General features: G+C 69.1%; 18 protein-coding genes. 4 read left to right on the top strand and 14 right to left on the bottom strand.

Annotated features, from left to right (window positions below; genetic code table 11):
- Window positions 1-115: 115 nt before the first annotated feature.
- From ampD to GA0116996_RS00345, 5 genes are read right to left on the bottom strand one after another with little or no spacing between them, the layout of a single operon-like run.
- On the bottom strand, window positions 116-736 hold the full coding sequence (ampD, locus tag GA0116996_RS00365) for a 1,6-anhydro-N-acetylmuramyl-L-alanine amidase AmpD (RefSeq protein ID WP_092306280.1): 621 nt from the start codon (window positions 734-736) through the stop codon (window positions 116-118).
- Complete coding sequence (locus GA0116996_RS00360) at window positions 733-2,364, bottom strand: sigma-54-dependent transcriptional regulator (protein ID WP_208601222.1); 1,632 nt, start codon at window positions 2,362-2,364, stop codon at window positions 733-735. The genes ampD and GA0116996_RS00360 overlap by 4 nt, the downstream gene beginning before the upstream one ends.
- 23 nt (window positions 2,365-2,387) lie before the next feature.
- Window positions 2,388-4,538 carry a sensor histidine kinase gene (locus GA0116996_RS28590; RefSeq protein WP_092306276.1) on the bottom strand — a complete coding sequence of 717 codons (2,151 nt, stop codon included), beginning with the start codon at window positions 4,536-4,538 and terminating at the stop codon, window positions 2,388-2,390.
- Window positions 4,535-4,846: a PP0621 family protein gene (locus GA0116996_RS00350; RefSeq protein WP_092306274.1), complete on the bottom strand. Its 312-nt coding sequence runs from the start codon at window positions 4,844-4,846 to the stop codon at window positions 4,535-4,537. The genes GA0116996_RS28590 and GA0116996_RS00350 overlap by 4 nt, the downstream gene beginning before the upstream one ends.
- A 6-nt stretch (window positions 4,847-4,852) precedes the next feature.
- Window positions 4,853-5,800: a cytochrome C assembly family protein gene (locus GA0116996_RS00345; RefSeq protein WP_092306272.1), complete on the bottom strand. Its 948-nt coding sequence runs from the start codon at window positions 5,798-5,800 to the stop codon at window positions 4,853-4,855.
- A 141-nt stretch (window positions 5,801-5,941) separates the two neighbouring features.
- On the opposite strand from GA0116996_RS00345, the gene ffh reads away from it, so the two are divergent.
- Together ffh and GA0116996_RS00335 are read left to right on the top strand one after the other, a co-directional pair.
- On the top strand, window positions 5,942-7,336 hold the full coding sequence (gene ffh, locus GA0116996_RS00340) for a signal recognition particle protein (protein ID WP_092306270.1): 1,395 nt from the start codon (window positions 5,942-5,944) through the stop codon (window positions 7,334-7,336).
- Between the two features lie 53 nt (window positions 7,337-7,389).
- Window positions 7,390-7,932: a hypoxanthine-guanine phosphoribosyltransferase gene (locus GA0116996_RS00335; RefSeq protein ID WP_092306268.1), complete on the top strand. Its 543-nt coding sequence runs from the start codon at window positions 7,390-7,392 to the stop codon at window positions 7,930-7,932.
- A gap of 92 nt (window positions 7,933-8,024) precedes the next feature.
- On the opposite strand, the gene GA0116996_RS00330 is transcribed toward GA0116996_RS00335, so the two are convergent.
- From GA0116996_RS00330 to GA0116996_RS00305, 6 genes are all read right to left on the bottom strand, one after another.
- On the bottom strand, window positions 8,025-8,648 hold the full coding sequence (locus GA0116996_RS00330; RefSeq protein WP_092306266.1) for a LysE family translocator: 624 nt from the start codon (window positions 8,646-8,648) through the stop codon (window positions 8,025-8,027).
- Window positions 8,649-8,753: 105 nt separating this feature from the next.
- Complete coding sequence (locus GA0116996_RS00325) at window positions 8,754-9,413, bottom strand: LysE family translocator (protein WP_092306264.1); 660 nt, start codon at window positions 9,411-9,413, stop codon at window positions 8,754-8,756.
- A gap of 89 nt (window positions 9,414-9,502) precedes the next feature.
- Window positions 9,503-10,333 (bottom strand): AraC family transcriptional regulator, encoded by an 831-nt coding sequence (locus GA0116996_RS00320; protein ID WP_167355464.1) that lies wholly within the window; start codon window positions 10,331-10,333, stop codon window positions 9,503-9,505.
- On the bottom strand, window positions 10,330-11,226 hold the full coding sequence (locus GA0116996_RS00315; RefSeq protein ID WP_092306260.1) for a 2OG-Fe(II) oxygenase: 897 nt from the start codon (window positions 11,224-11,226) through the stop codon (window positions 10,330-10,332). Before GA0116996_RS00315 ends, GA0116996_RS00320 begins: the two co-directional genes overlap by 4 nt.
- The gene (locus GA0116996_RS00310; RefSeq protein WP_092306258.1) at window positions 11,223-11,996 is read right to left on the bottom strand and encodes a lytic transglycosylase domain-containing protein; all 774 of its coding nucleotides are present in this window, start codon (window positions 11,994-11,996) and stop codon (window positions 11,223-11,225) included. Before GA0116996_RS00310 ends, GA0116996_RS00315 begins: the two co-directional genes overlap by 4 nt.
- Before the next feature lie 5 nt (window positions 11,997-12,001).
- Complete coding sequence (locus GA0116996_RS00305) at window positions 12,002-13,723, bottom strand: proline--tRNA ligase (RefSeq protein ID WP_092306256.1); 1,722 nt, start codon at window positions 13,721-13,723, stop codon at window positions 12,002-12,004.
- Window positions 13,724-13,916: 193 nt separating this feature from the next.
- On the opposite strand from GA0116996_RS00305, the gene GA0116996_RS00300 reads away from it, so the two are divergent.
- Both GA0116996_RS00300 and GA0116996_RS00295 read left to right on the top strand, forming a co-directional pair.
- Window positions 13,917-14,609 (top strand): RNA pyrophosphohydrolase, encoded by a 693-nt coding sequence (locus GA0116996_RS00300; protein WP_092306254.1) that lies wholly within the window; start codon window positions 13,917-13,919, stop codon window positions 14,607-14,609.
- A complete protein-coding gene (locus tag GA0116996_RS00295; RefSeq protein WP_092306252.1) occupies window positions 14,602-15,183 on the top strand; it encodes a CNP1-like family protein in 582 nt (193 codons plus the stop codon). The genes GA0116996_RS00300 and GA0116996_RS00295 overlap by 8 nt, the downstream gene beginning before the upstream one ends.
- A gap of 70 nt (window positions 15,184-15,253) precedes the next feature.
- Here the strand turns inward: GA0116996_RS00295 and proB are convergent, their stop codons facing one another.
- The 3 genes from proB to rpmA form a co-directional block, all read right to left on the bottom strand.
- Complete coding sequence (gene proB / locus GA0116996_RS00290; protein ID WP_092306250.1) at window positions 15,254-16,372, bottom strand: glutamate 5-kinase; 1,119 nt, start codon at window positions 16,370-16,372, stop codon at window positions 15,254-15,256.
- Window positions 16,373-16,419: 47 nt separating this feature from the next.
- Window positions 16,420-17,517 (bottom strand): GTPase ObgE, encoded by a 1,098-nt coding sequence (gene obgE, locus GA0116996_RS00285; protein WP_092306248.1) that lies wholly within the window; start codon window positions 17,515-17,517, stop codon window positions 16,420-16,422.
- A gap of 161 nt (window positions 17,518-17,678) precedes the next feature.
- Window positions 17,679-17,939, bottom strand: a complete 261-nt coding sequence (gene rpmA, locus GA0116996_RS00280; protein WP_092306246.1) for a 50S ribosomal protein L27 — start codon at window positions 17,937-17,939, stop codon at window positions 17,679-17,681.
- Between the last annotated feature and the right edge of the window lie 11 nt (window positions 17,940-17,950).

Raw genomic sequence — 17,950 nt, 5'->3', positions numbered from 1 at the left:
CGTTCGCAACTGCACATTTCACAAAAATTTTTTTGATTGTTGCGAGGTTGCGATAGCCCCACACCGACGTGGGGCATGTGCGCCGGTATGCCGCGCACAAGGGCGGGGAATGACGTTAGGAATCCGTCACGTGCCCGCCAGCGCCGGGGCACTGGTAGGGCAGCATGCCCGGCGCCACGCCGGCCTGCCTGGCAAACCGCGCCCAGTCGAAATGCGGGCCCGGATCGGTCTTGCGGCCCGGGGCGATGTCGCTGTGGCCGGCAATCGCACGCACCGGGTAGGCGGCCATCAGCGCGGGCACCAGCGCCGCCACGGTGTCGTACTGGGCCAGGGTGAACGGCAGGTCGTCGCAGCCTTCGATCTCGATGCCGATCGAAAAATCATTGCAGCGCGCGCGGCCGAAGAAGTCTGACTGCCCCGCATGCCAGGCCCGCTGCGTGCACGGCACGAACTGCACCAGTTCGCCCGTGCGCGTGACCAGGAAGTGCGCGGACACCTGGACCTGATGGATGGTGGCAAAGAAGGGATGCTTGTTCGGATCGAGCCGGTTCTGGAAGAACGCCTCGATGTCGCCGCTGCCGAACTGGCCGGGCGGCAGGCTGATGTTGTGCAGCACCACCAGGTCCACCGGCATGCCGTCCGGGCGCGCATCGAAATTGGGCGACGGCACGCGGCGCGCGGCCGGAACCCAGCCGTCGGCACCGGGCAGATAGGACGAAGACGCGGGCGCGGTCATGGCGTGCCCTCGCCTTCCACGGCGCCGCGGTCGGCGGCGTCCATGGCTTCGCGGATGCCCAGTTGCTGGATGCGGTAGCGCAGCTGGCGCAAGTTCAGGCCCAGCAGCGGCGCGGCCGCGGTGCGGTTGAAATTGGTTTGCGCCAGCGCCTGCAGGATCAGCTCGCGCTCGACGGCTTCCAGCTTGGCGGGCAGGTCGATCGGGAAGACGATGCCGCGGCAGGCGCGCTCGGCGGGGTCGCCGGCGGGCTCGGGTTCGGGCGCGACGGCAGCGGCCGCCAGCGGTGGCTCGGCCGGAACCGGCGCAGGCGTGGCGGCGGCCGGCGCGGCCGCAACCCCGGCCGTGCCCCAGGGCGCGTAAGGATAAGGCGCCATCGGCTGCGGCACCATCGCCGGCGCCGGGGCAGGCATCAGCCCGGCGCGCCCGGCGCCAGCGTCCAGCTGACCCAGGTCGGCCAGCTCGATGTCTTCGCTCTCGGCAAATGCGTAGGCGCGCTCGAGCAGGTTTTCCAGCTCGCGCACATTGCCCGGGAACGGATACGCCGCCAGCCGCTGCAGCGCCGCCGGCGACAGCCGCTTGGGATGCGCATCGCCGTAGCGCACCGCCAGGTGGTCCAGGATGGCGCGCGCCAGCACCGGAATGTCTTCGCCGCGCTCGCGCAGCGTGGGCATGCGCAACGCCAGCACGTTCAGGCGGTAATACAGGTCTTGCCGGAACTGCCCCGCCGCCACCATCGCGGCCAGGTCCTTGTGGCTGGCGCACATCACGCGCACGTCGACGGCGTCTTCGCGGCTGGCGCCGATCTTGCGTACGCGGCGCTCCTGCAGCGCGCGCAGCAGCTTGACCTGCATCGGCAGCGGCAGGTCGGCCACCTCGTCGAGCAGCAGCGTGCCGCCGTTGGCGGCCTGGAAGAAGCCGCCGCGTTCCGCGTCGGCGCCGGTGAACGCCCCTTTGACGTAGCCGAAGAACTCGGACTCCATCAGGTTCTCGGGGATGGCGCCGCAGTTGACGGCGACGAACGGATGCGCGGCGCGCGCGCTGGTGGCGTGGATGGCGCGCGCGGCACGCTCCTTGCCGCTGCCCGATTCGCCGCTGATCACCACCGGCGCCATGCTGCGCGCCAGCCGCGACAGCGAGCGGCGCACCTCCTGCATCGCCGCGGAATGGCCCGGCAGCAGCGCGGCGGCGCGGTCGGCGGCCTGATCCGCCGCCGTGGCCGCATCGGCATCGGCGCTGTCGCGCGGCTGGCGGCCCAGCGCGTTCAGCACCAGGCTGCGCAGCTGCTCCAGCGACACCGGCTTGGCGATGTAGTCGAAGGCGCCGGCCTTGAGCGCTTCCACGGCGTTGTCGGCGCTGCCGTAGGCGGTGATCACGGCTACCGGGATGCGTTCCGGCGCGGCCGACAGCTGGCGCACGATCTCGATGCCCAGCCCGTCGCCCAGGCGCATGTCGGTCAGCACCAGGCTGTAGCGGCCCTGCGCCAGCTTGTCGCGCGCCTCGGCCAGCGAGCCGGCCAGCACTACGTCATGGCCCATGCGGCGGATGGAGATGTCCAGCAGTTCGCGCAGGTCGGCCTCGTCGTCGATGACGAGGATGGGATCGGGCGCGCGGGACATTCGGGGTGGCATTGTGATGGCGGAATGAGGACGGGTCAGACGGCGGCCGCCGCGGCGGCTTCGGCGCTCTCGATGCGCAGCGTCAGCACGAAGGCCTTGGCCGGCAGTGTATCGCGCGCGGTGGGGGCCAGCACGCCGGTGCGCTCGATCAGCGCCGGCAGCGAGATGGCGCCGTAGCGCACCTGGGCGTCATTGGCGCCGCAAAGTTCGCGCGCCATGAACAGGCCCAGCCCGGTGCCCTGGGCGTTGCTGGTGAAGAACGGCTCGAACAGGCTGCGCTGGTGTTCGCGCGCCACCTCGGCGCCGTCGTTCCAGACGATCAGCTCGGCATGGTGCTGGTCCAGCGCGTGCGCCAGCAACCGGATCGAGCCGGGCAGCCGGCTGCAATAGCGCCAGGCGTTGTCGAGCAGGTTGCCCAGCACCTGCTGCAGCTGCGCGGCGTCGAACACCACCGGCTGGGCCACGTCGACGGTCAGGCGGATGGCATTGGCGTTGATGTCGGCGCGGCCCGCCGGGCGGGTCTCGCCGGCGCGCGGGCGGCGCTGGCGCATTTCGGCGCGCCAGCGCTCGACGATCTCGGGCAGCGCCTGCGCCAGGTGCACGGTGCTGCGGCCGGTGCGCGGGCGGCGCGACATCTGCAGCACGTCCGACACCACCTGGTCCAGCCGGCGCACGTTGTCGTGGATGATGCGCAGCAGGCGGGCATCGATATCGACATCGGCCCCGCCCGGATCATGCGCGGCCGGGTCATGCGCGGCCGGATCGTGCCGGCCGGAATCGCCCAGCAGCTCGCTGGCCTGGCTGATCGCCGCCAGCGGGTTGCGGATCTGGTGCGCGATGCTGGCCACCAGCCGGCCCATGGCGGCCAGCTTTTCCTGTTGCACCTGCTCGGCGATGCGTTCCCAGCTTTCGATATGGACCAGCACGGTGTCGCGCATCTCGCTGCGCAGCAGCGCCTCGTCCTCCTGCGACCAGGCCATGGCCTCGTTCTGGGCGATGGCCAGGCGCAGGCGGCCGGCAGCTTCGGGCGACAGTTCATTCCACGCGGCGGTGTCGAGCGCGGCGGGCACGGTGCGGCCATGCGCCATGGTCGAGCGCAGCCCGGCCAGGCCCGGCAGCACGAAGCGCAGCCGCAGCCGGGTGTGCTGCATGGTGCCGTCGGCCAGCGCGGCGCCGGAGGCCATCGGCAGCAGTTGCAGGATGCGCGGCACGTCGTCCTTGCTGCGCAGCCAGTCGCGCAGCATTTCCATCAGCGGCTGCAGGCGCGGGATGCGGCGCAGGTCGAACAATACGGAATCGCCGCCGCCCTGCCCGGCTTCGCCACCGGGCCCGCCGCCGAGCTTGCGCGAGTAGATGCGCTCATGCGGCTGCACGCCCAGCAGCACCACCGCGGCGGGATTGGCGGCCACCACCGCGCCGTTGGCGCGCACCAGCATCACGCCGTCCTGCATGTCGTTGACCATCAGCCGGTTGACCAGCTGCTGCAGGCGCAGCTCCTGCTCGCGCGCCAGCGCCAGGCGCTCCTGCGCGAGCTGGCGGTTGGCCAGCATATACATCAGCAGCGCGGCGATCATGAACACCAGGCCGAACAGGCCCGAGCCCAGCAGCCCGGCATCGGCCTGGCGCAGCAGTATGGTGTGCATGAACGGCCCGCTCATCACCACCAGCGCCGAGATCGCCGCGGCAAACAGCGCGAACAGCAGGCTGGTCAGCGCACCGGCCTCCAGCGCCGGCAGCAGGAAGATCATGGCCAGGCCCTCGGCATGCCCACCCCGGCCCAGCACGCTGAAGACCAGCGCCAGCAGCGCCAGGTCGGCCAGCACCTGCACCCGCACGCGCAGATGAAAATGCCGGCGCCACAGCGTGCCGGCCAGCATCGCCAGGGCAATGCCAAGGTAAGGGACGGCGACGGCCATGGCCGCCGCATGTTCGATGCCGCCCATGGCTTCCAGGCCAAAGGGCAAGGCGGGGATCGCGGCAGTGAGGGGGGAAGCGGCGCCGGTGGCGGGTTCGCCGCGCCGCATCAGCGCAAAGCCGACCAGCAGCAGGCCGACGGCGACGCGGGTCCAGCAGAAATAGCGCAGCAGGCGCCAGTGGAAGTCAGGCGGCTCGGGCTGGTGCCATAGCTGCGCCAGGCCGCGCCAGGCGTTCAGCCGCTGCCAGGCCGACGGCGCCGGCTGGGTCATGGGCGCGGGCCGCTGCTGCCGTCGCCGCTGCCGTTGCTGCCATCGGTGCGGCTTTCGTCAGGCAGGTGGCTGCGCCGGCAGTAGTGCAGGCCGCGCCAGGCAATGGCGTCGCCCTGCGGCAGGTGCACGCCGCACTGGGCGCACTGGACCATGCGCTCGGCGGCGACGTCGGGCGTGCCGGCGGCCGCGTGTTCGCTGGCCTCACGGGCCTGGCGGGCGCGATGCTCGGCCAGGCGGGCCTCGGCGCGGGCGCGCAGCCACCAGAAGACGCCCAGCACCACGGCCAGCAGGATCAGGATACGTGCCATGGAAAATCAGAGCCGGTGCAGGACGACTTCAATCACGAAACGGCTGCCGACATAGGCCAGCAGCAGGATGCCGAACGAGGCGATGACCCAGCGCAGCGCCACCTTGCCGCGCCAGCCGCGGAAGATGCGCCCGGCCAGGATGCCGCCGAACATGGCCCACGAGATCAGCGCGAACACCGTCTTGTGATCCAGCCGGAAGGCGCGCCCGAACAACTCTTCGGAGAACAGCAGCCCCGAGCCGATGGTCAGCGTCAGCAGCACGAAGCCGGCGCCGATCAGCCGGAACAGCAGCTTCTCCAGCGTCAGCAACGGCGGCAGCAGATCCAGCCAGCGCCCCAGCCACTGGCTGGGCTGCTGTTGCGTCATCCGTGCCGGCGCATGCCGGAACCCGTGCAGGCGCCGCTCGGCCAGCAGCATCAAAAAGGCGTGGAACGCGGCCAGCGTGAACAGCCCGTAGGCCACGTTGGCGATGATGAAATGCAGCTTGAACAGCGGCCGCGCCGCGTAGCCCAGGATCTGCGAGCCGGGAAACGCCAGCGGCATCAGGCTGGCCACCAGGGCCACCGGGATCACGATCAGGCCCAGCCCCGCCAGCGAGAAGAAGAAGCTCTCGATCCAGTAGATACCCACGCCCAGCCACAGCATGGCCGACAGGGCGAAGGCAAAGCCGAACATCATGCGCTCGGCCGGGAAGATGGTTTCGTGCAGCAGCATGCCGTGGCTGGCCAGCGCCGCCAGCATCAGCACGTGCCACCAGGCCGGCCGCCCTTCGCCGTGCGCGCCGCCGGACGGGGGAATGGGCCCGCCGCCCGCCACCAGCACGGCCGCGGCCGAAGCGCTGCCCGGGCCGGCCGGGCCGGCGGCCGCCGCCACGCGCGGATGGCGCGTGGCCCAGCCGTGCCAGGCCAGGCCGCAATAGAGAAGTGCCGTCAGGGCATACAGTACAATGACCATTTACGCAGTTTACCTTAGTGCCCACGGCCGGTGGCGGCCCGCTTGAACCGGTGTGGCCGGTGTTCCAGGCCCGCCCCGTGTGCCGGACTGCCTCCGATTTCAGCCCCGAGCCCTGCTCCGACTTCTCCCCCGATTCCTGCCATGCTGGACAATCTCACTCAACGCCTGGCGCGTGTGGTCAAGACCATGCGCGGCGAGGCGCGCCTGACCGAGGCCAACACCGCCGAGATGCTGCGCGAAGTGCGCCTTGCCATGCTCGAAGCCGACGTGGCGCTGCCGGTCGTGCGCGAATTCGTCGCCCGCGTCAAGGAAAAGGCCATGGGCGAAGAGGTGGTCAGCAGCCTCACGCCGGGCCAGGCCCTGGTCGGCGTGGTCCAGCGCGAGCTGACCGCGGTGATCGGCGGCGCCGACGCCGCCAGCGGCAACAACAAGGAATCCGAGCTGAACCTGGCGGTGCAGCCGCCGGCCATCATCCTGATGGCCGGCCTGCAGGGCGCGGGCAAGACCACCACCGCCGGCAAGCTGGCCAAGTGGCTCAAGGAAAACAAAAAGAAGAAGGTGCTGACGGTCTCGTGCGACGTCTACCGCCCCGCCGCCATTGCCCAGCTCAAGACCGTGTCCGAGCAGGTCGGCGCGGAATTCTTCCCGTCGCAGCCGGACCAGAAACCGGTGGACATCGCCCGCGCCGCGGTGGACTGGGCGCGCAAGCATTACCACGACGTGCTGATCGTCGACACCGCCGGCCGGCTGGGTATCGACGAGGCGATGATGCAGGAAATCGCCGCGCTGCACGCCGAGCTCAAGCCCGCCGAAACCCTGTTCGTGGTCGACGCCATGCTGGGCCAGGACGCCGTCAACACCGCCAAGGCCTTCAATGACACCCTGCCGCTGACCGGCGTGGTGCTGACCAAGCTGGACGGCGATGCGCGCGGCGGCGCGGCGCTGTCGGTGCGCCATATCACCGGCCGCCCGATCAAGTTCGTCGGCGTCGGCGAAAAGCTGGACGGCCTGGAGCCCTTCTACCCGGACCGCATGGCCCAGCGCATCCTGGGCATGGGCGACATCCTGGCGCTGGTCGAGGAAGCCCAGCGCGGCGTCGACATGGAAGCGGCCGAGAAGCTGGCCAAGAAGATCAAGAAGACCGGCGACTTCGACCTTGAGGACTTCAAGGCCCAGATCGGCCAGATGAAGAAGATGGGCGGCCTGGGCAGCCTGGTCGACAAGCTGCCGGCGCAGTTCGCCCAGCAGGCGCAGGGCGCCAACATGGACCAGGCCGAGAAGCAGGTGGCGCGCATGGAGGGCATCATCAACAGCATGACGCCGGCCGAGCGCGCCAAGCCGGACCTGATCAAGGCCAGCCGCAAGCGCCGCATCGCCGCGGGCGCCGGCGTGCCGGTGCAGGAAGTCAACCGCCTGCTCAACCAGTTCGACCAGATGCAATCCATGATGAAGAAGCTCAAGGGCGGCGGCATGATGAAGATGATGCGCCAGATGGGCGCGATGAAGGGCGGCATGAAGGGCCTCTTCAACCGCTGAAGCCCTCTGCCGCAAGCCGAACCGCCTCCCCGCAAAAGAACAGGAAAGACATCATGATGAGCGCCGAACAGGCCCGCGAGCTGTGGGCCAATTCCGAAGAAATCGTCTCCGCCGAGGAAGTCCAGGCCTCGCTGGACCGCATGGCCGCGGACATCACCGCCAGGATGGGCAATGACTTCCCGCTGGTGCTGTCGGTGATGGGCGGCGCGGTGGTCTTCACCGGCATGCTGCTGCCCAAGCTGGCGTTTCCGCTGGAGTTCGACTACATCCACCTCTCGCGCTACAACAACAAGACCGTCGGCGGCGAGATGCAATGGCGCGTGGCGCCGCGCGAATCGGTCAAGGACCGCGTGGTGCTGGTGCTTGACGACATCCTCGATGAAGGCGAGACCATGGCGGCCATCCGCCAGCGCATCATGGACATGGGCGCCAAGGAATTCCACGCCGCGGTGCTGTGCGAGAAGACGCTGAGCAAACCCAAGCCGATGCATCCGGACTTCTGCGGCTTTGCGGTGCCGGACCGCTATGTGTTCGGTTGCGGCATGGATGCCAAGGGGTATTGGCGGAATCTGGATTCGATCCGGGCGCTGGTTTGATCTAGACGGGGGCGGCGCGCGCTGAGGGTATTCTCCCCTCTCCCGCTCGCGGGAGAGGGAGCAAACATGCGGGGAGTTGGAAGCTCGTTCGGCTACGCCTGGTGCGTCCCCAGGATCGGCCACAGCGACGCCAGCAGCAGCACCGCCATCCCGATATTGAACGCCCGCAGCACCTTGGGCCGCGCCAGCCAGCGCCGCAGCGCCGACCCGCACAACGCCCACATCGCCACGCTGGGCAGGTTCACCACCCCGAAGATCCCCGACAGCAGCAGCACGTTGAGCCACAGGTTGCCGTGCAGCACATAGGTACTGCACGCGCCCACCGCCATCACCCACGCCTTGGGATTCACCCACTGGAACGCCGCGGCGGCCCAGAAGCCCATCGGCCGCGCCACCTGCTGGTCCTGCACGCCGCCGGCCATGGCCAGCTTCCAGGCCAGCCACACCAGGTAGACCGTCGCCACCACCCGCAGCACCTGCCAGGTCCACGGGAACGCATGGAACAGCGACCCCAGCCCCAGCCCGACCAGCCCCACCATCAGCGCGAAACCGATACTGACCCCAAGCAGGTGCGGCACCGTGCGCAGGAAGCCGAAGTTCACCCCCGAGGCGAGCAGCATCGTGTTGTTCGGACCGGGGGTGATCGACGACACCAGGGCGAAGCCGGCAAAGGCGGCAAAGACACCGGTGCCGGCGGCGAATTGGGACACTTCCATGACTGACTCCAGGGGGCGTTCATGTGCTTTCGGGAAATCAGTCTACGGCCACCTAACGGTACAGTACCGGTACACTTCAGCGGAAATACGCCGATACAGGGCCGCTCAACCAAGCGCGTGCCAGGCGACACCCAGCGCCAGCAGCCACAGCACAGCCCCGGTCAGGCGCTCGACCCACCGCACCGAGCGCCCGAAGCGCGCGGCCATGGCCGGATGGCCGATGCCGTAGGCCACCAGCAGGTCCCAGCCGAGCACGACGGCGAACATCCACATCCCATAGGCCAGCTGCACCGCCGCCGGCGTGCGGCTGGTGGCCAGCACCGAGAACAGGCTGGCGTAGAACAGCCCGTTCTTCGGGTTCAGCACGGCGGAGAGGAAGCCGCTGCCAAGCTGGCCGAGCCATGCCGCGGGCGCGGGCTTTGCGGCGGCGGGCGCCGGCATCGACAGTTCGCCCGACGCGTGCAGCAGGCGCCAGCCCAGCCACGCCAGGTAGGCACAGCCGGCCCACTGCAACGCCGCGAACAGTTGCGGCGAGTCGCGCATCGCGGCCACGCCCGCCAGCGCCAGGCCGATAAAGACGCCATTGCCCAGCGCAATGCCCAGGCAGACGGCGCTGGCGCGCCGCGGCCCGTGCAGCAGCGCGCTGCGCACCACCAGGAAAAAATCAGGCCCCGGGCTCAGCAGTGCCAGCGCGTGCGCGCCGGCGACCATGGCGAATTGCTGCCACGGCAATGCCCCGGGGGCGAGATCGAAAGCCATGTCCATGCCGACCCTCCGTGAAGAGTCCGCAGTGTCGTGCGCGCCGGGGTGGCCGTCTTGAAGAAAGTTGCGGTAGCGGCGCGAGGCGCCGTGCCTCAGGCGGCGCGCTGGTAGCCGCGCGGTGTCATGGCCACGCGCTGCTTGAAGGCGCGCTGGAAATGGCTCTGGTCGGCAAAGCCCAGCGCCAGGGCGACCTCGGCCAGCGCCGCACCTTGCCGCAGCAGGCGGCGCCCATGCTGGATGCGCAGGTCAAGCTGGTAGGCGTGCGGCGTCATGCCGGTTTCGGCGCGGAAGGCGCGGACCAGGTGGTAGCGGCTCAGCCCGCAGGCGCGCGCCAGTTCCGCCAGCGGCAGCCGCTCGGCATGGCGCGCCTGCAGCAGCTCGCACAATTGCGCCACCCGCGCGGAGACCGCAGCGGGCGGCGGCAGTGTCCTGGTGGCGGCGCCGGTGTCGAGGGCGGCATGCAGGTCGCCGACGAAGGCCACCAGCGCGGCCTCTTTCTCGACGCTGTCCGCGGGCGAGAACAGCGTGCGGTTCAACGCGCAGACCAGCCGGTAGACGTGTGGGGACGCCAGCACGCGTGCCGGCAGCCAAGCCCGTGCCGTGCTGCCCTCGTCCAGCACGGCCGCCACCCACGCCGGGTCGAAATGCAGCATCTGGTAGCTCCAGCGCCCGTCCGGCACCGGGTTGCAGGCGTGGACCTGGTGCGCGGGAATCACCACCACCCCGCCCGGCCCGAGCACGGCGCTCTCGTCGCCGCAGGTAAAGCGGCTGGTGCCGCCGTCGACGGCGCCGACCGAGAGGGTGGGATGGGTATGCGGCAGGTAGCTGGCGCTGCTGTGGCTGGCGCGCCGGCTTTCGGCAAACGGCAGCGCGGGGTCCGCCCACCAGCAGCCGGGTGCCGATGGGGCCGCGGGACGGCTCACGCCGCGCTGCGGTACGGCCGTTCGCGCAGCCATTTGGTGGCGATCCACTTTTCGCCGGCGGCCACCGGCAGGCCCGCGTGCAGGGTGCGGTCATCCAGCGTGCCGTCGGGCAGCAGGTAGCTGAAGTAGACCGCGTTGCCCTTGACCGGCGCCACTTCCAGGCCCACGCGCGGGAACGCGGTGGCGCCGCCCGCCTCGGGGGAGTTCAGGTAGATCACGAGCGTGGCGATGCGCTGCCCGCCGACGGACAGCTGCCGCGCTTCGCCGGGCCGCTGCGGGTTGAAGTAATCGAAGTGCGGCTGGTACTCGCCGCCCGGCTTGTAATTCAGGATCTGCAACCCCTCGCCGTGCTCGGCCGGCACCCCGGTGACCGCGGCGATGCGGGCCTCGATGCGCGCGATCAGGGCGTGCTCGGCCACCTGGAACATCGCGCCCATGCTGGTGCGGGCGTCGATCAGGTTCTCGTCGCCGGTGTCGGGATTGACCACCGGCGAGCGTGCCAGGCGGCCGCGCGACAGCGCCACCAGGGCATCGCACTCGTCGTCGCTCAGCAGCTGCTGGAACAGCTGCACCTGCGGCGACGCCAGCCGGAACAGGACGGGCACCCGGCGGTCGCCGCCATCGGCGGCGTAGACCGCGGGCGTGCTCGAAGCGGCGGTCTCCGCCTGGGGCTGGGCCGGCCGGGCCGGCACGGCGGCCTCGGTGCCTTGCGCAAACGCCGCGGCCACGCAACGGCGCGCGAAAGCGTCGTCGTAGCCCGAGCGCAGCATCGACAGCACCAGCGCATCGGCCGCAAAGCCCTGGGCGATATGCCGGGCCAGCCATTGTTCGAGTTCGGGCGAGGATTCGGTGTAGCCGGCCTTGCCGCCGGCAACGGATGCTTCGCGGATCATGACGGATTGGCTGCGACGCGCTGCGACGAGAACGGGTTGCGGGCAGGCGGCTCCGCCACCGGCGCGCGCGGGCGCGACGGCGCGATCTCGGGATCGCCGGCCACGGTGACGGTGGCTTCGGAATACTGCCAGCGCTTCCACGCCGCCAGCACCGCGTTGGGATACTCCGCGCGGCCGCGGCTGCCGTTGTAGCGGCCCAGCGCCAGGTACAGGTCGCCCTGCTCGCGGTCCAGGTAGTAGCGCAGGATGGTGCAGCCGTAGCGCAGGTTGCTCTGCAGGTGGAACAGCTTGCGCGCGTCGCTGTCGCCGATGGTGCGCACCCAGAACGGCATCACCTGCATCAGCCCGCGCGCGCCGGCCGAGCTGATCGCGTACTTGCGGAAGTTGCTTTCGACCTGGATCAGGCCCAGCACCAGCGCGGGCTCCAGGCCGGCGCGCTTGGCTTCGTAGTAGGCCACCTCGATCAGCTCGACCCGCACCTGCGGCTCGGGGATGCGCGAGGCCAGCCGCGCCGACATCTCGCCCAGCCACTTCAGGTAGGCCAGGCGCTCGCCGCCGGAGGCGAACACCGGCCGCAGCGGCCGGTCATCGGCAATGGCCGCGGCCAGCGCACCGCGCACGGAGTCGGCCAGGTCTTCTTCCTTCTGCGCGCCGGCGTGCGCCGCCGGGGCCGCCAGCGCCAGCAGGAATGCCAGCAGCGATACCAGCAGCGCGCCCGCCAGGCGGCGGGAGGCAACAGCGGCGGCGGTCAGGCCGCGGACGGCGCGCATGAGGCTCAGTCTGCCAGCAGGCTGCGCACGTGGCCGACCACCTCGGCCACGCTGACGGCGGTGGCCTGCGCGTCGCGCCGGCCCTGGTACTCGACCTTGCCTTCCTTCAGGCCGCGGTCGCCCACCACCACGCGGTGCGGCACGCCGATCAGCTCCCAGTCGGCAAACATCACGCCCGGGCGCTCGCCGCGGTCGTCGAGGATCACGTCCACGCCGGCGGCCAGCAGCTCGGCATGGATGCGGTCGGCCTCGGCCTTGACGGCCTCGGAGCGGTCGTAGCCCACCGGGCAGATCACCACCGCGAACGGGGCGATCGCGGCCGGCCAGATGATGCCGCGCTCATCGAAGTTCTGCTCGATCGCCGCGCCCAGGATGCGGGTGATGCCGATGCCGTAGCAGCCCATCTGCATCGGCTGGGTCTTGCCGTTCTCGTCGAGGAAGGTGGCGCTCATCGATTCCGAGTAGCGCGTGCCCAGCATGAACACGTGGCCCACCTCGATGCCGCGGCAGATCTCAAGCGTGCCCTGGCCGTCCGGCGAGGCGTCGCCCGCCACCACGTTGCGCAGGTCGGCCACGATCGGCTCGGGCAGGTCGCGGCCCCAGTTGACGCCGGTGTAGTGGTAGTCGCGGTAGTTGGCGCCGCAGACAAAGTCGCTCATGTTGGCGACGGTGCGGTCGGCCACCACCTTGACCGGCTTCTTCATGTCGATCGGGCCCAGGTAGCCGGGGGGCGAGCCGAAGGCTTCGACGATCTCGTTCTCGGTGGCGAAGCGGAAGTCGGCCAGCCCCGGCACCTTGGAGGCCTTGACCTCGTTCAGCTCGTGGTCGGCGCGGATCAGCAGCAGCCAGATCTGGGTACCGGCCTCGCCGTCGGTGGCCAGCACGATCGACTTGACGTTGGTCTCCAGCGGCAGGTTCAGGAATTCGGCCACCTGCTCGCACTTGACCTTCTCCGGGGTGAAGGTCTTGACCAGGTCCTGCTTGGGTGCGGCGCGCTCGGCCAGCAGCGGCAGCGCCTCGGCGGCCTCCATGTTGGCGGCGTAGGCCGAGGTCGGGCAGTAGACGATGGCGTCTTCGCCGGTTTCGGCGATCACGTGGAACTCATGCGAGCCCGAGCCGCCGATGGCGCCGTTGTCGGCCGCCACGGCGCGGAATTCCAGGCCGAAGCGGCGGAAGATGCGCACGTAGGCGTCGTACATGTTCTCGTACGACTTGCGCAGGCCGTCGGTGTCGCGGTCGAAGGAATAGGCGTCCTTCATGGTGAACTCGCGCCCGCGCATGATGCCGAAGCGCGGCCGGCGCTCGTCGCGGAACTTGGTCTGGATCTGGTAGAAATTGAGCGGCAGCTGCTTGTAGCTGCGGATATCGCTGCGGGCGATGTCGGTCACCACCTCTTCGGAGGTGGGCTGGACCGCGAAGTCGCGCTCGTGGCGGTCCTTCAGGCGCAACAGTTCGGGCCCCATCTTGTCCCAGCGGCCGGTCTCCTGCCACAGTTCGGCCGGCTGGATCACCGGCATCGACAGTTCCACCGCGCCGGCGCGGTTCATCTCCTCGCGCACGATGTTCTCCACCTTGCGGATCACGCGCAGCCCGACCGGCATGTAGGTGTAGATGCCGGCGCCCAGCTTCTTGATCATGCCGGCGCGCATCATCAGCTTGTGCGAAACGATTTCCGCGTCGGCGGGCGCTTCCTTAAGGGTGGAAATGAAGAATTGCGAGGCTTTCATCCGTAATTTCTCTCTGGGCCGCCAAGGTCGGAAAAATCCGTCCCGGCACAATCCGGGGAGCTGGCGGCGCTGAATTATGCGCACGCGCCTGAAACTGCCCTTCCGCTCGGGGAAAACCACCATCCCCCGGTCCGGGCCCGGCTGCGCGCTTCCTTTATAATCAGCGTAATTCTAAAGGATTCGAGGTGCAGTCATGCTCGATCGTGAAGGCTTTCGCCCGAACGTCGGCATCATCCTCCTCAACGCAAGAAACGAGGTTTTCTGGGGCAAGCGAATCGGCGAACACTCCTGGCAGTTTCCGCAGGGCGGCATCAAGTACGGCGAAACGCCGGAACAGGCCATGTACCGCGAACTGCATGAGGAAATCGGCCTGCTTCCGGAGCACGTCAGGATCGTCGGTCGCACGCGCGACTGGCTGCGTTACGAGGTGCCGGACAAGTTCATCCGCCGCGAGATCCGCGGCCACTACAAGGGCCAGAAACAAATCTGGTTCCTGCTGCGCATGGCCGGCAGGGACTGCGACATCCACCTGCGCGCCACCGAGCACCCGGAGTTCGATGCCTGGCGCTGGAGCCATTACTGGGTGCCGCTGGAAGCCGTGATCGAGTTCAAGCGCGATGTCTACCAGATGGCGCTGACGGAATTGTCACGCTTCCTGAACCGTCACCCGCGCGTGCCGCTCAGCCCCTATGGCACACATGGGGCGTATGGCGCCCATGGTGCCCACGGCGTGCACGGGCGCCACGGCGGGCCGCGCGGCCAGGCGCTGAGCCGGGCGCAGGCCGCGCAGCAGGCCGACGCCGACGGCAATGCCGAAGCCCCGGCCACGGCCGACTACGTTTCGCCGGCTACGCCGGTATCCACCTCACGGAGCACTGATGACTAGTTTTACCGGCGTGGGCCGCCGCGGCGGCCTGGGCGCTGCCGGATTGCTGCTTGCCGCGGCCAGCCTGGCGCTGGCCGGCTGCAAGACCACCGGCAAGGAGATGGCCGAGGAAGAAAGCACCTGGAACAACCCGTTCGCGCCCAAGACCTTCGAGGAAGCCAAGGCCATGCTGCCGCCATTGCCGCAGGAAGCCAACCTGATTCCGTTCTCGGTGGCCGGCACCGGCACGCTGTCGTTCGCGGTGGACAGCAAGTCGATCTCGGTGGGCAAGGACAACGTGGTGCGCTATACCGCCGTCACCACCAGCCAGAGCGGCGCCCGCAACGTGACCTTCGAAGGCATGCGCTGCGACGTGTTCGAGCGCAAGCTGTACGCGACCCTGCCCCCCGGCGCCACCGAGTGGGTGCCCAACACCAGCGACTACGGCGAGACCTGGCACCGCATGCAAGCCGGGGTCCGCAACGCCTACGCCGCCACGCTCGCGATCGATTTCTTCTGCGAGGGCCGCACCGTGGCCGGCAAGCCCGCGGACATGGTGCGCGAGCTGCAGTCGCGCGCGCCGCACAAGCGCTGAAGCGCACCGCGCACCGGCATAAAAAAACGGCGGAACTGCCTGGCAGTTCCGCCGTTTTTGCTTGCGTCGCTCAGACCAGCACCAGGTTGTCGCGATGGATCAGCTCGGGCTCGTTCAGGTGGCCGAGCACGGCTTCGATCTCGGACGACGGCTTGCGCGCGATCAGCCGCGACTCCGCGCTGGAATAATTGGTGATGCCGCGCGCCACCTCCTTGCCCTGCGCGTCCACGCAGGCGATCACCTCGCCGCGGGCGAACTCGCCCTGCACTTCCGTCACGCCGATCGGCAGCAGCGACTTGCCGCCGCTGGTGAGCTTCTCGACCGCGCCGTTGTCGATCACGACCCGGCCGCGCAGCTGCAGGTGGTCGGCCATCCATTGCTTGCGTGCCGTCAGCCGGCCGGTCGGCGCCAGCAGCTGGGTGCCGATGGCCTCGCCGGCCGCCAGGCGCTCGAGCACGTTGGCTTCGCGGCCCGAGGCGATGGTGGTATGCGCGCCGGACTTGGCCGCGCGCTTGGCCGCCAGGATCTTGGTCAGCATGCCGCCGCGCCCGATCGAGGTGCCGGCGCCGCCGGCCATGGCCTCCAGCTCGGGCGTGCCGGCCAGCGCCTCGTCGACGAACTGCGCGGCCGGATCCTTGCGCGGATCGGCGGTGTACAGGCCGCGCTGGTCGGTCAGGATCACCAGCGCGTCGCCTTCGATCAGGTTGGTGACCAGCGCGCCGAGCGTATCGTTGTCGCCGAACTTGATTTCGTCGGTGACCACGGTGTCGTTCTCGTTGATGATCGGCACCACGCCCAGCGACAGCAGCGTCAGCAGCGTGGAGCGGGCGTTCAGGTAGCGCTCGCGATCGGCCAGGTCGGCGTGGGTCAGCAGCACCTGCGCGGTGCGGATTCCATAGCGGCCGAACTGGCTCTCATAGACCTGCGCCAGGCCCATTTGCCCAACCGCGGCGGCCGCCTGCAGCTCATGGATTTCCTTCGGGCGGCGCACCCAGCCAAGCCGCTGCATGCCTTCGGCAATGGCGCCGGAACTGACCAGCACCACTTCCTTGCCGGCCACGCGCAACTTGGCGATCTGGGCCGCCCAGCGGGCGATGGCGTCGTGGTCCAGCCCCTTGCCGTCGTTGGTGACCAGGCTGGAGCCCACTTTGACGACGATGCGCTTTGCCTGCGCGATGACCGATTGCATGGTGGAAATCCTGTCTCCGGAGATCGTTCGGAACCGCTGATTCTTGTTTATGCCTCGCGCTGGTCCTGGTCGACGTTATGCAGGCGGTCGTCCAGGCGGATGTCCGGCTCTGCCAGCGCCGCGGCCTCTTCGGCCTTGATCGCCTGCAGGTGGTCCTTGATCGCGTAGATCAGCTCGCGGCAGCCTTCGCCGGTCAGCGCCGAGATCTGGAACACCGGGCCCTTCCACTTGTAGCGCTTGAGGAAGTCCTTCACGCGCGCGGCGCGCTCGTCCTCGGGCACCATGTCGAGCTTGTTCAGCACCAGCCAGCGCGGCTTTTCATACAGGGTCTCGTCGTACTTCTTCAGCTCGTTGACGATGGCCTTGGCCTCGGCGACCGGGTCGACCGCCTCGTCGAACGGTGCCAGGTCGACGATATGCAGCAGCAGCCCGGTGCGCTGCAGGTGGCGCAGGAACTGGTGGCCCAGGCCCGCGCCTTCGGCCGCGCCTTCGATCAGGCCGGGAATGTCGGCGACCACGAACGATTGCTCATGGTCCACGCGCACCACGCCCAGATTGGGATGCAGCGTGGTGAACGGATAGTCCGCCACCTTGGGGCGCGCGTTGGAGATATGCGAGATAAAGGTCGACTTGCCGGCGTTGGGCATGCCCAGCAGGCCGACGTCGGCCAGCACCTTCAGTTCGAGCTTGAGCATGCGGCGCTCGCCCGGCTTGCCGTCGACCTGCTGGCGCGGCGCGCGGTTGGTACTGGACTTGAAGTGCAGGTTGCCCCAGCCGCCCATGCCGCCTTCGGCCAGGCACACGCGCTGGCCGTGCTCGGTCAGGTCGGCAATGACTTCGCCGGTGTCCATGTCGGTGATCAGCGTGCCCACCGGCATGCGCAGGGTGATGTCTTCACCGGCGGCGCCATAGCAATCGGAGCCGCGGCCGTTCTCGCCGTTCTTCGCCACATGCTTCTTGGCGTAGCGGAAATCGATCAGCGTATTGATATTGCGGTCCGCCACGGCGAACACGCTGCCGCCCCGGCCGCCGTCGCCACCATCCGGGCCGCCGAAGGGCACAAACTTCTCGCGCCGGAACGAGGCGCTGCCATTGCCGCCGTTGCCGGCGATGGCTTCGATTCGGGCTTCGTCGATGAACTTCATGATGGGTTTTCCGTGATGGATTGGCGGGTCCGCGGGACCGGCGGGCTCGGCGCGAACGTGCGGCAATACGCCGCATCATCCGGACTGGCCAATGTTATTGTCGCCAGAAAAGAAAAAGCCCCGCAAGCGTTGCGGGGCCTTTCATCCTGCAAAGGCTGTTATCAGGCCGCCGGGACGACGCTGACTTGCTGCTTCTTGGCAGGGCCCTTGACGGCGAACTGCACGTGGCCGTCGACCAGTGCGAACAGCGTGTGGTCCTTGCCCACGCCGACGTTGTCGCCGGCATGCACGCGGGTACCGCGCTGGCGCACGATGATGCCGCCGGCGTTGATGGCCTGGCCACCAAACACCTTCACGCCCAGACGCTTCGATTCGGAATCACGGCCGTTCCGCGTGGAACCGCCGCCTTTTTTCTGTGCCATGTCTTACTCCT

The sequence above is a fragment of the Cupriavidus alkaliphilus genome (genome assembly GCF_900094595.1).
Taxonomy (GTDB): domain Bacteria; phylum Pseudomonadota; class Gammaproteobacteria; order Burkholderiales; family Burkholderiaceae; genus Cupriavidus; species Cupriavidus alkaliphilus.
The sequence above is the reverse complement of the archived record's forward strand: the minus strand, read 5'-3'. Positions and strand labels throughout refer to the sequence as shown.

What these genes read in the sequence shown, in the direction of transcription:
- proB (WP_092306250.1), bottom strand. Translation starts at nt 16,372, where the DNA reads ATGCAATCGGTCATCGCGCAGGCAAAGCGCATCGTCGTCAAAGTGGGC.
- GA0116996_RS00325 (WP_092306264.1), bottom strand. Translation starts at nt 9,413, where the DNA reads ATGGACATGGCTTTCGATCTCGCCCCCGGGGCATTGCCGTGGCAGCAA.
- GA0116996_RS00295 (WP_092306252.1), top strand. Translation starts at nt 14,602, where the DNA reads ATGACTAGTTTTACCGGCGTGGGCCGCCGCGGCGGCCTGGGCGCTGCC.
- GA0116996_RS00335 (WP_092306268.1), top strand. Translation starts at nt 7,390, where the DNA reads ATGATGAGCGCCGAACAGGCCCGCGAGCTGTGGGCCAATTCCGAAGAA.
- GA0116996_RS00310 (WP_092306258.1), bottom strand. Translation starts at nt 11,996, where the DNA reads ATGCGCGCCGTCCGCGGCCTGACCGCCGCCGCTGTTGCCTCCCGCCGC.
- GA0116996_RS00305 (WP_092306256.1), bottom strand. Translation starts at nt 13,723, where the DNA reads ATGAAAGCCTCGCAATTCTTCATTTCCACCCTTAAGGAAGCGCCCGCC.
- GA0116996_RS00330 (WP_092306266.1), bottom strand. Translation starts at nt 8,648, where the DNA reads ATGGAAGTGTCCCAATTCGCCGCCGGCACCGGTGTCTTTGCCGCCTTT.
- GA0116996_RS28590 (WP_092306276.1), bottom strand. Translation starts at nt 4,538, where the DNA reads ATGACCCAGCCGGCGCCGTCGGCCTGGCAGCGGCTGAACGCCTGGCGC.
- GA0116996_RS00315 (WP_092306260.1), bottom strand. Translation starts at nt 11,226, where the DNA reads ATGATCCGCGAAGCATCCGTTGCCGGCGGCAAGGCCGGCTACACCGAA.
- rpmA (WP_092306246.1), bottom strand. Translation starts at nt 17,939, where the DNA reads ATGGCACAGAAAAAAGGCGGCGGTTCCACGCGGAACGGCCGTGATTCC.
- ffh (WP_092306270.1), top strand. Translation starts at nt 5,942, where the DNA reads ATGCTGGACAATCTCACTCAACGCCTGGCGCGTGTGGTCAAGACCATG.
- obgE (WP_092306248.1), bottom strand. Translation starts at nt 17,517, where the DNA reads ATGAAGTTCATCGACGAAGCCCGAATCGAAGCCATCGCCGGCAACGGC.
- GA0116996_RS00300 (WP_092306254.1), top strand. Translation starts at nt 13,917, where the DNA reads ATGCTCGATCGTGAAGGCTTTCGCCCGAACGTCGGCATCATCCTCCTC.
- GA0116996_RS00360 (WP_208601222.1), bottom strand. Translation starts at nt 2,364, where the DNA reads ATGCCACCCCGAATGTCCCGCGCGCCCGATCCCATCCTCGTCATCGAC.
- GA0116996_RS00345 (WP_092306272.1), bottom strand. Translation starts at nt 5,800, where the DNA reads ATGGTCATTGTACTGTATGCCCTGACGGCACTTCTCTATTGCGGCCTG.
- GA0116996_RS00350 (WP_092306274.1), bottom strand. Translation starts at nt 4,846, where the DNA reads ATGGCACGTATCCTGATCCTGCTGGCCGTGGTGCTGGGCGTCTTCTGG.
- ampD (WP_092306280.1), bottom strand. Translation starts at nt 736, where the DNA reads ATGACCGCGCCCGCGTCTTCGTCCTATCTGCCCGGTGCCGACGGCTGG.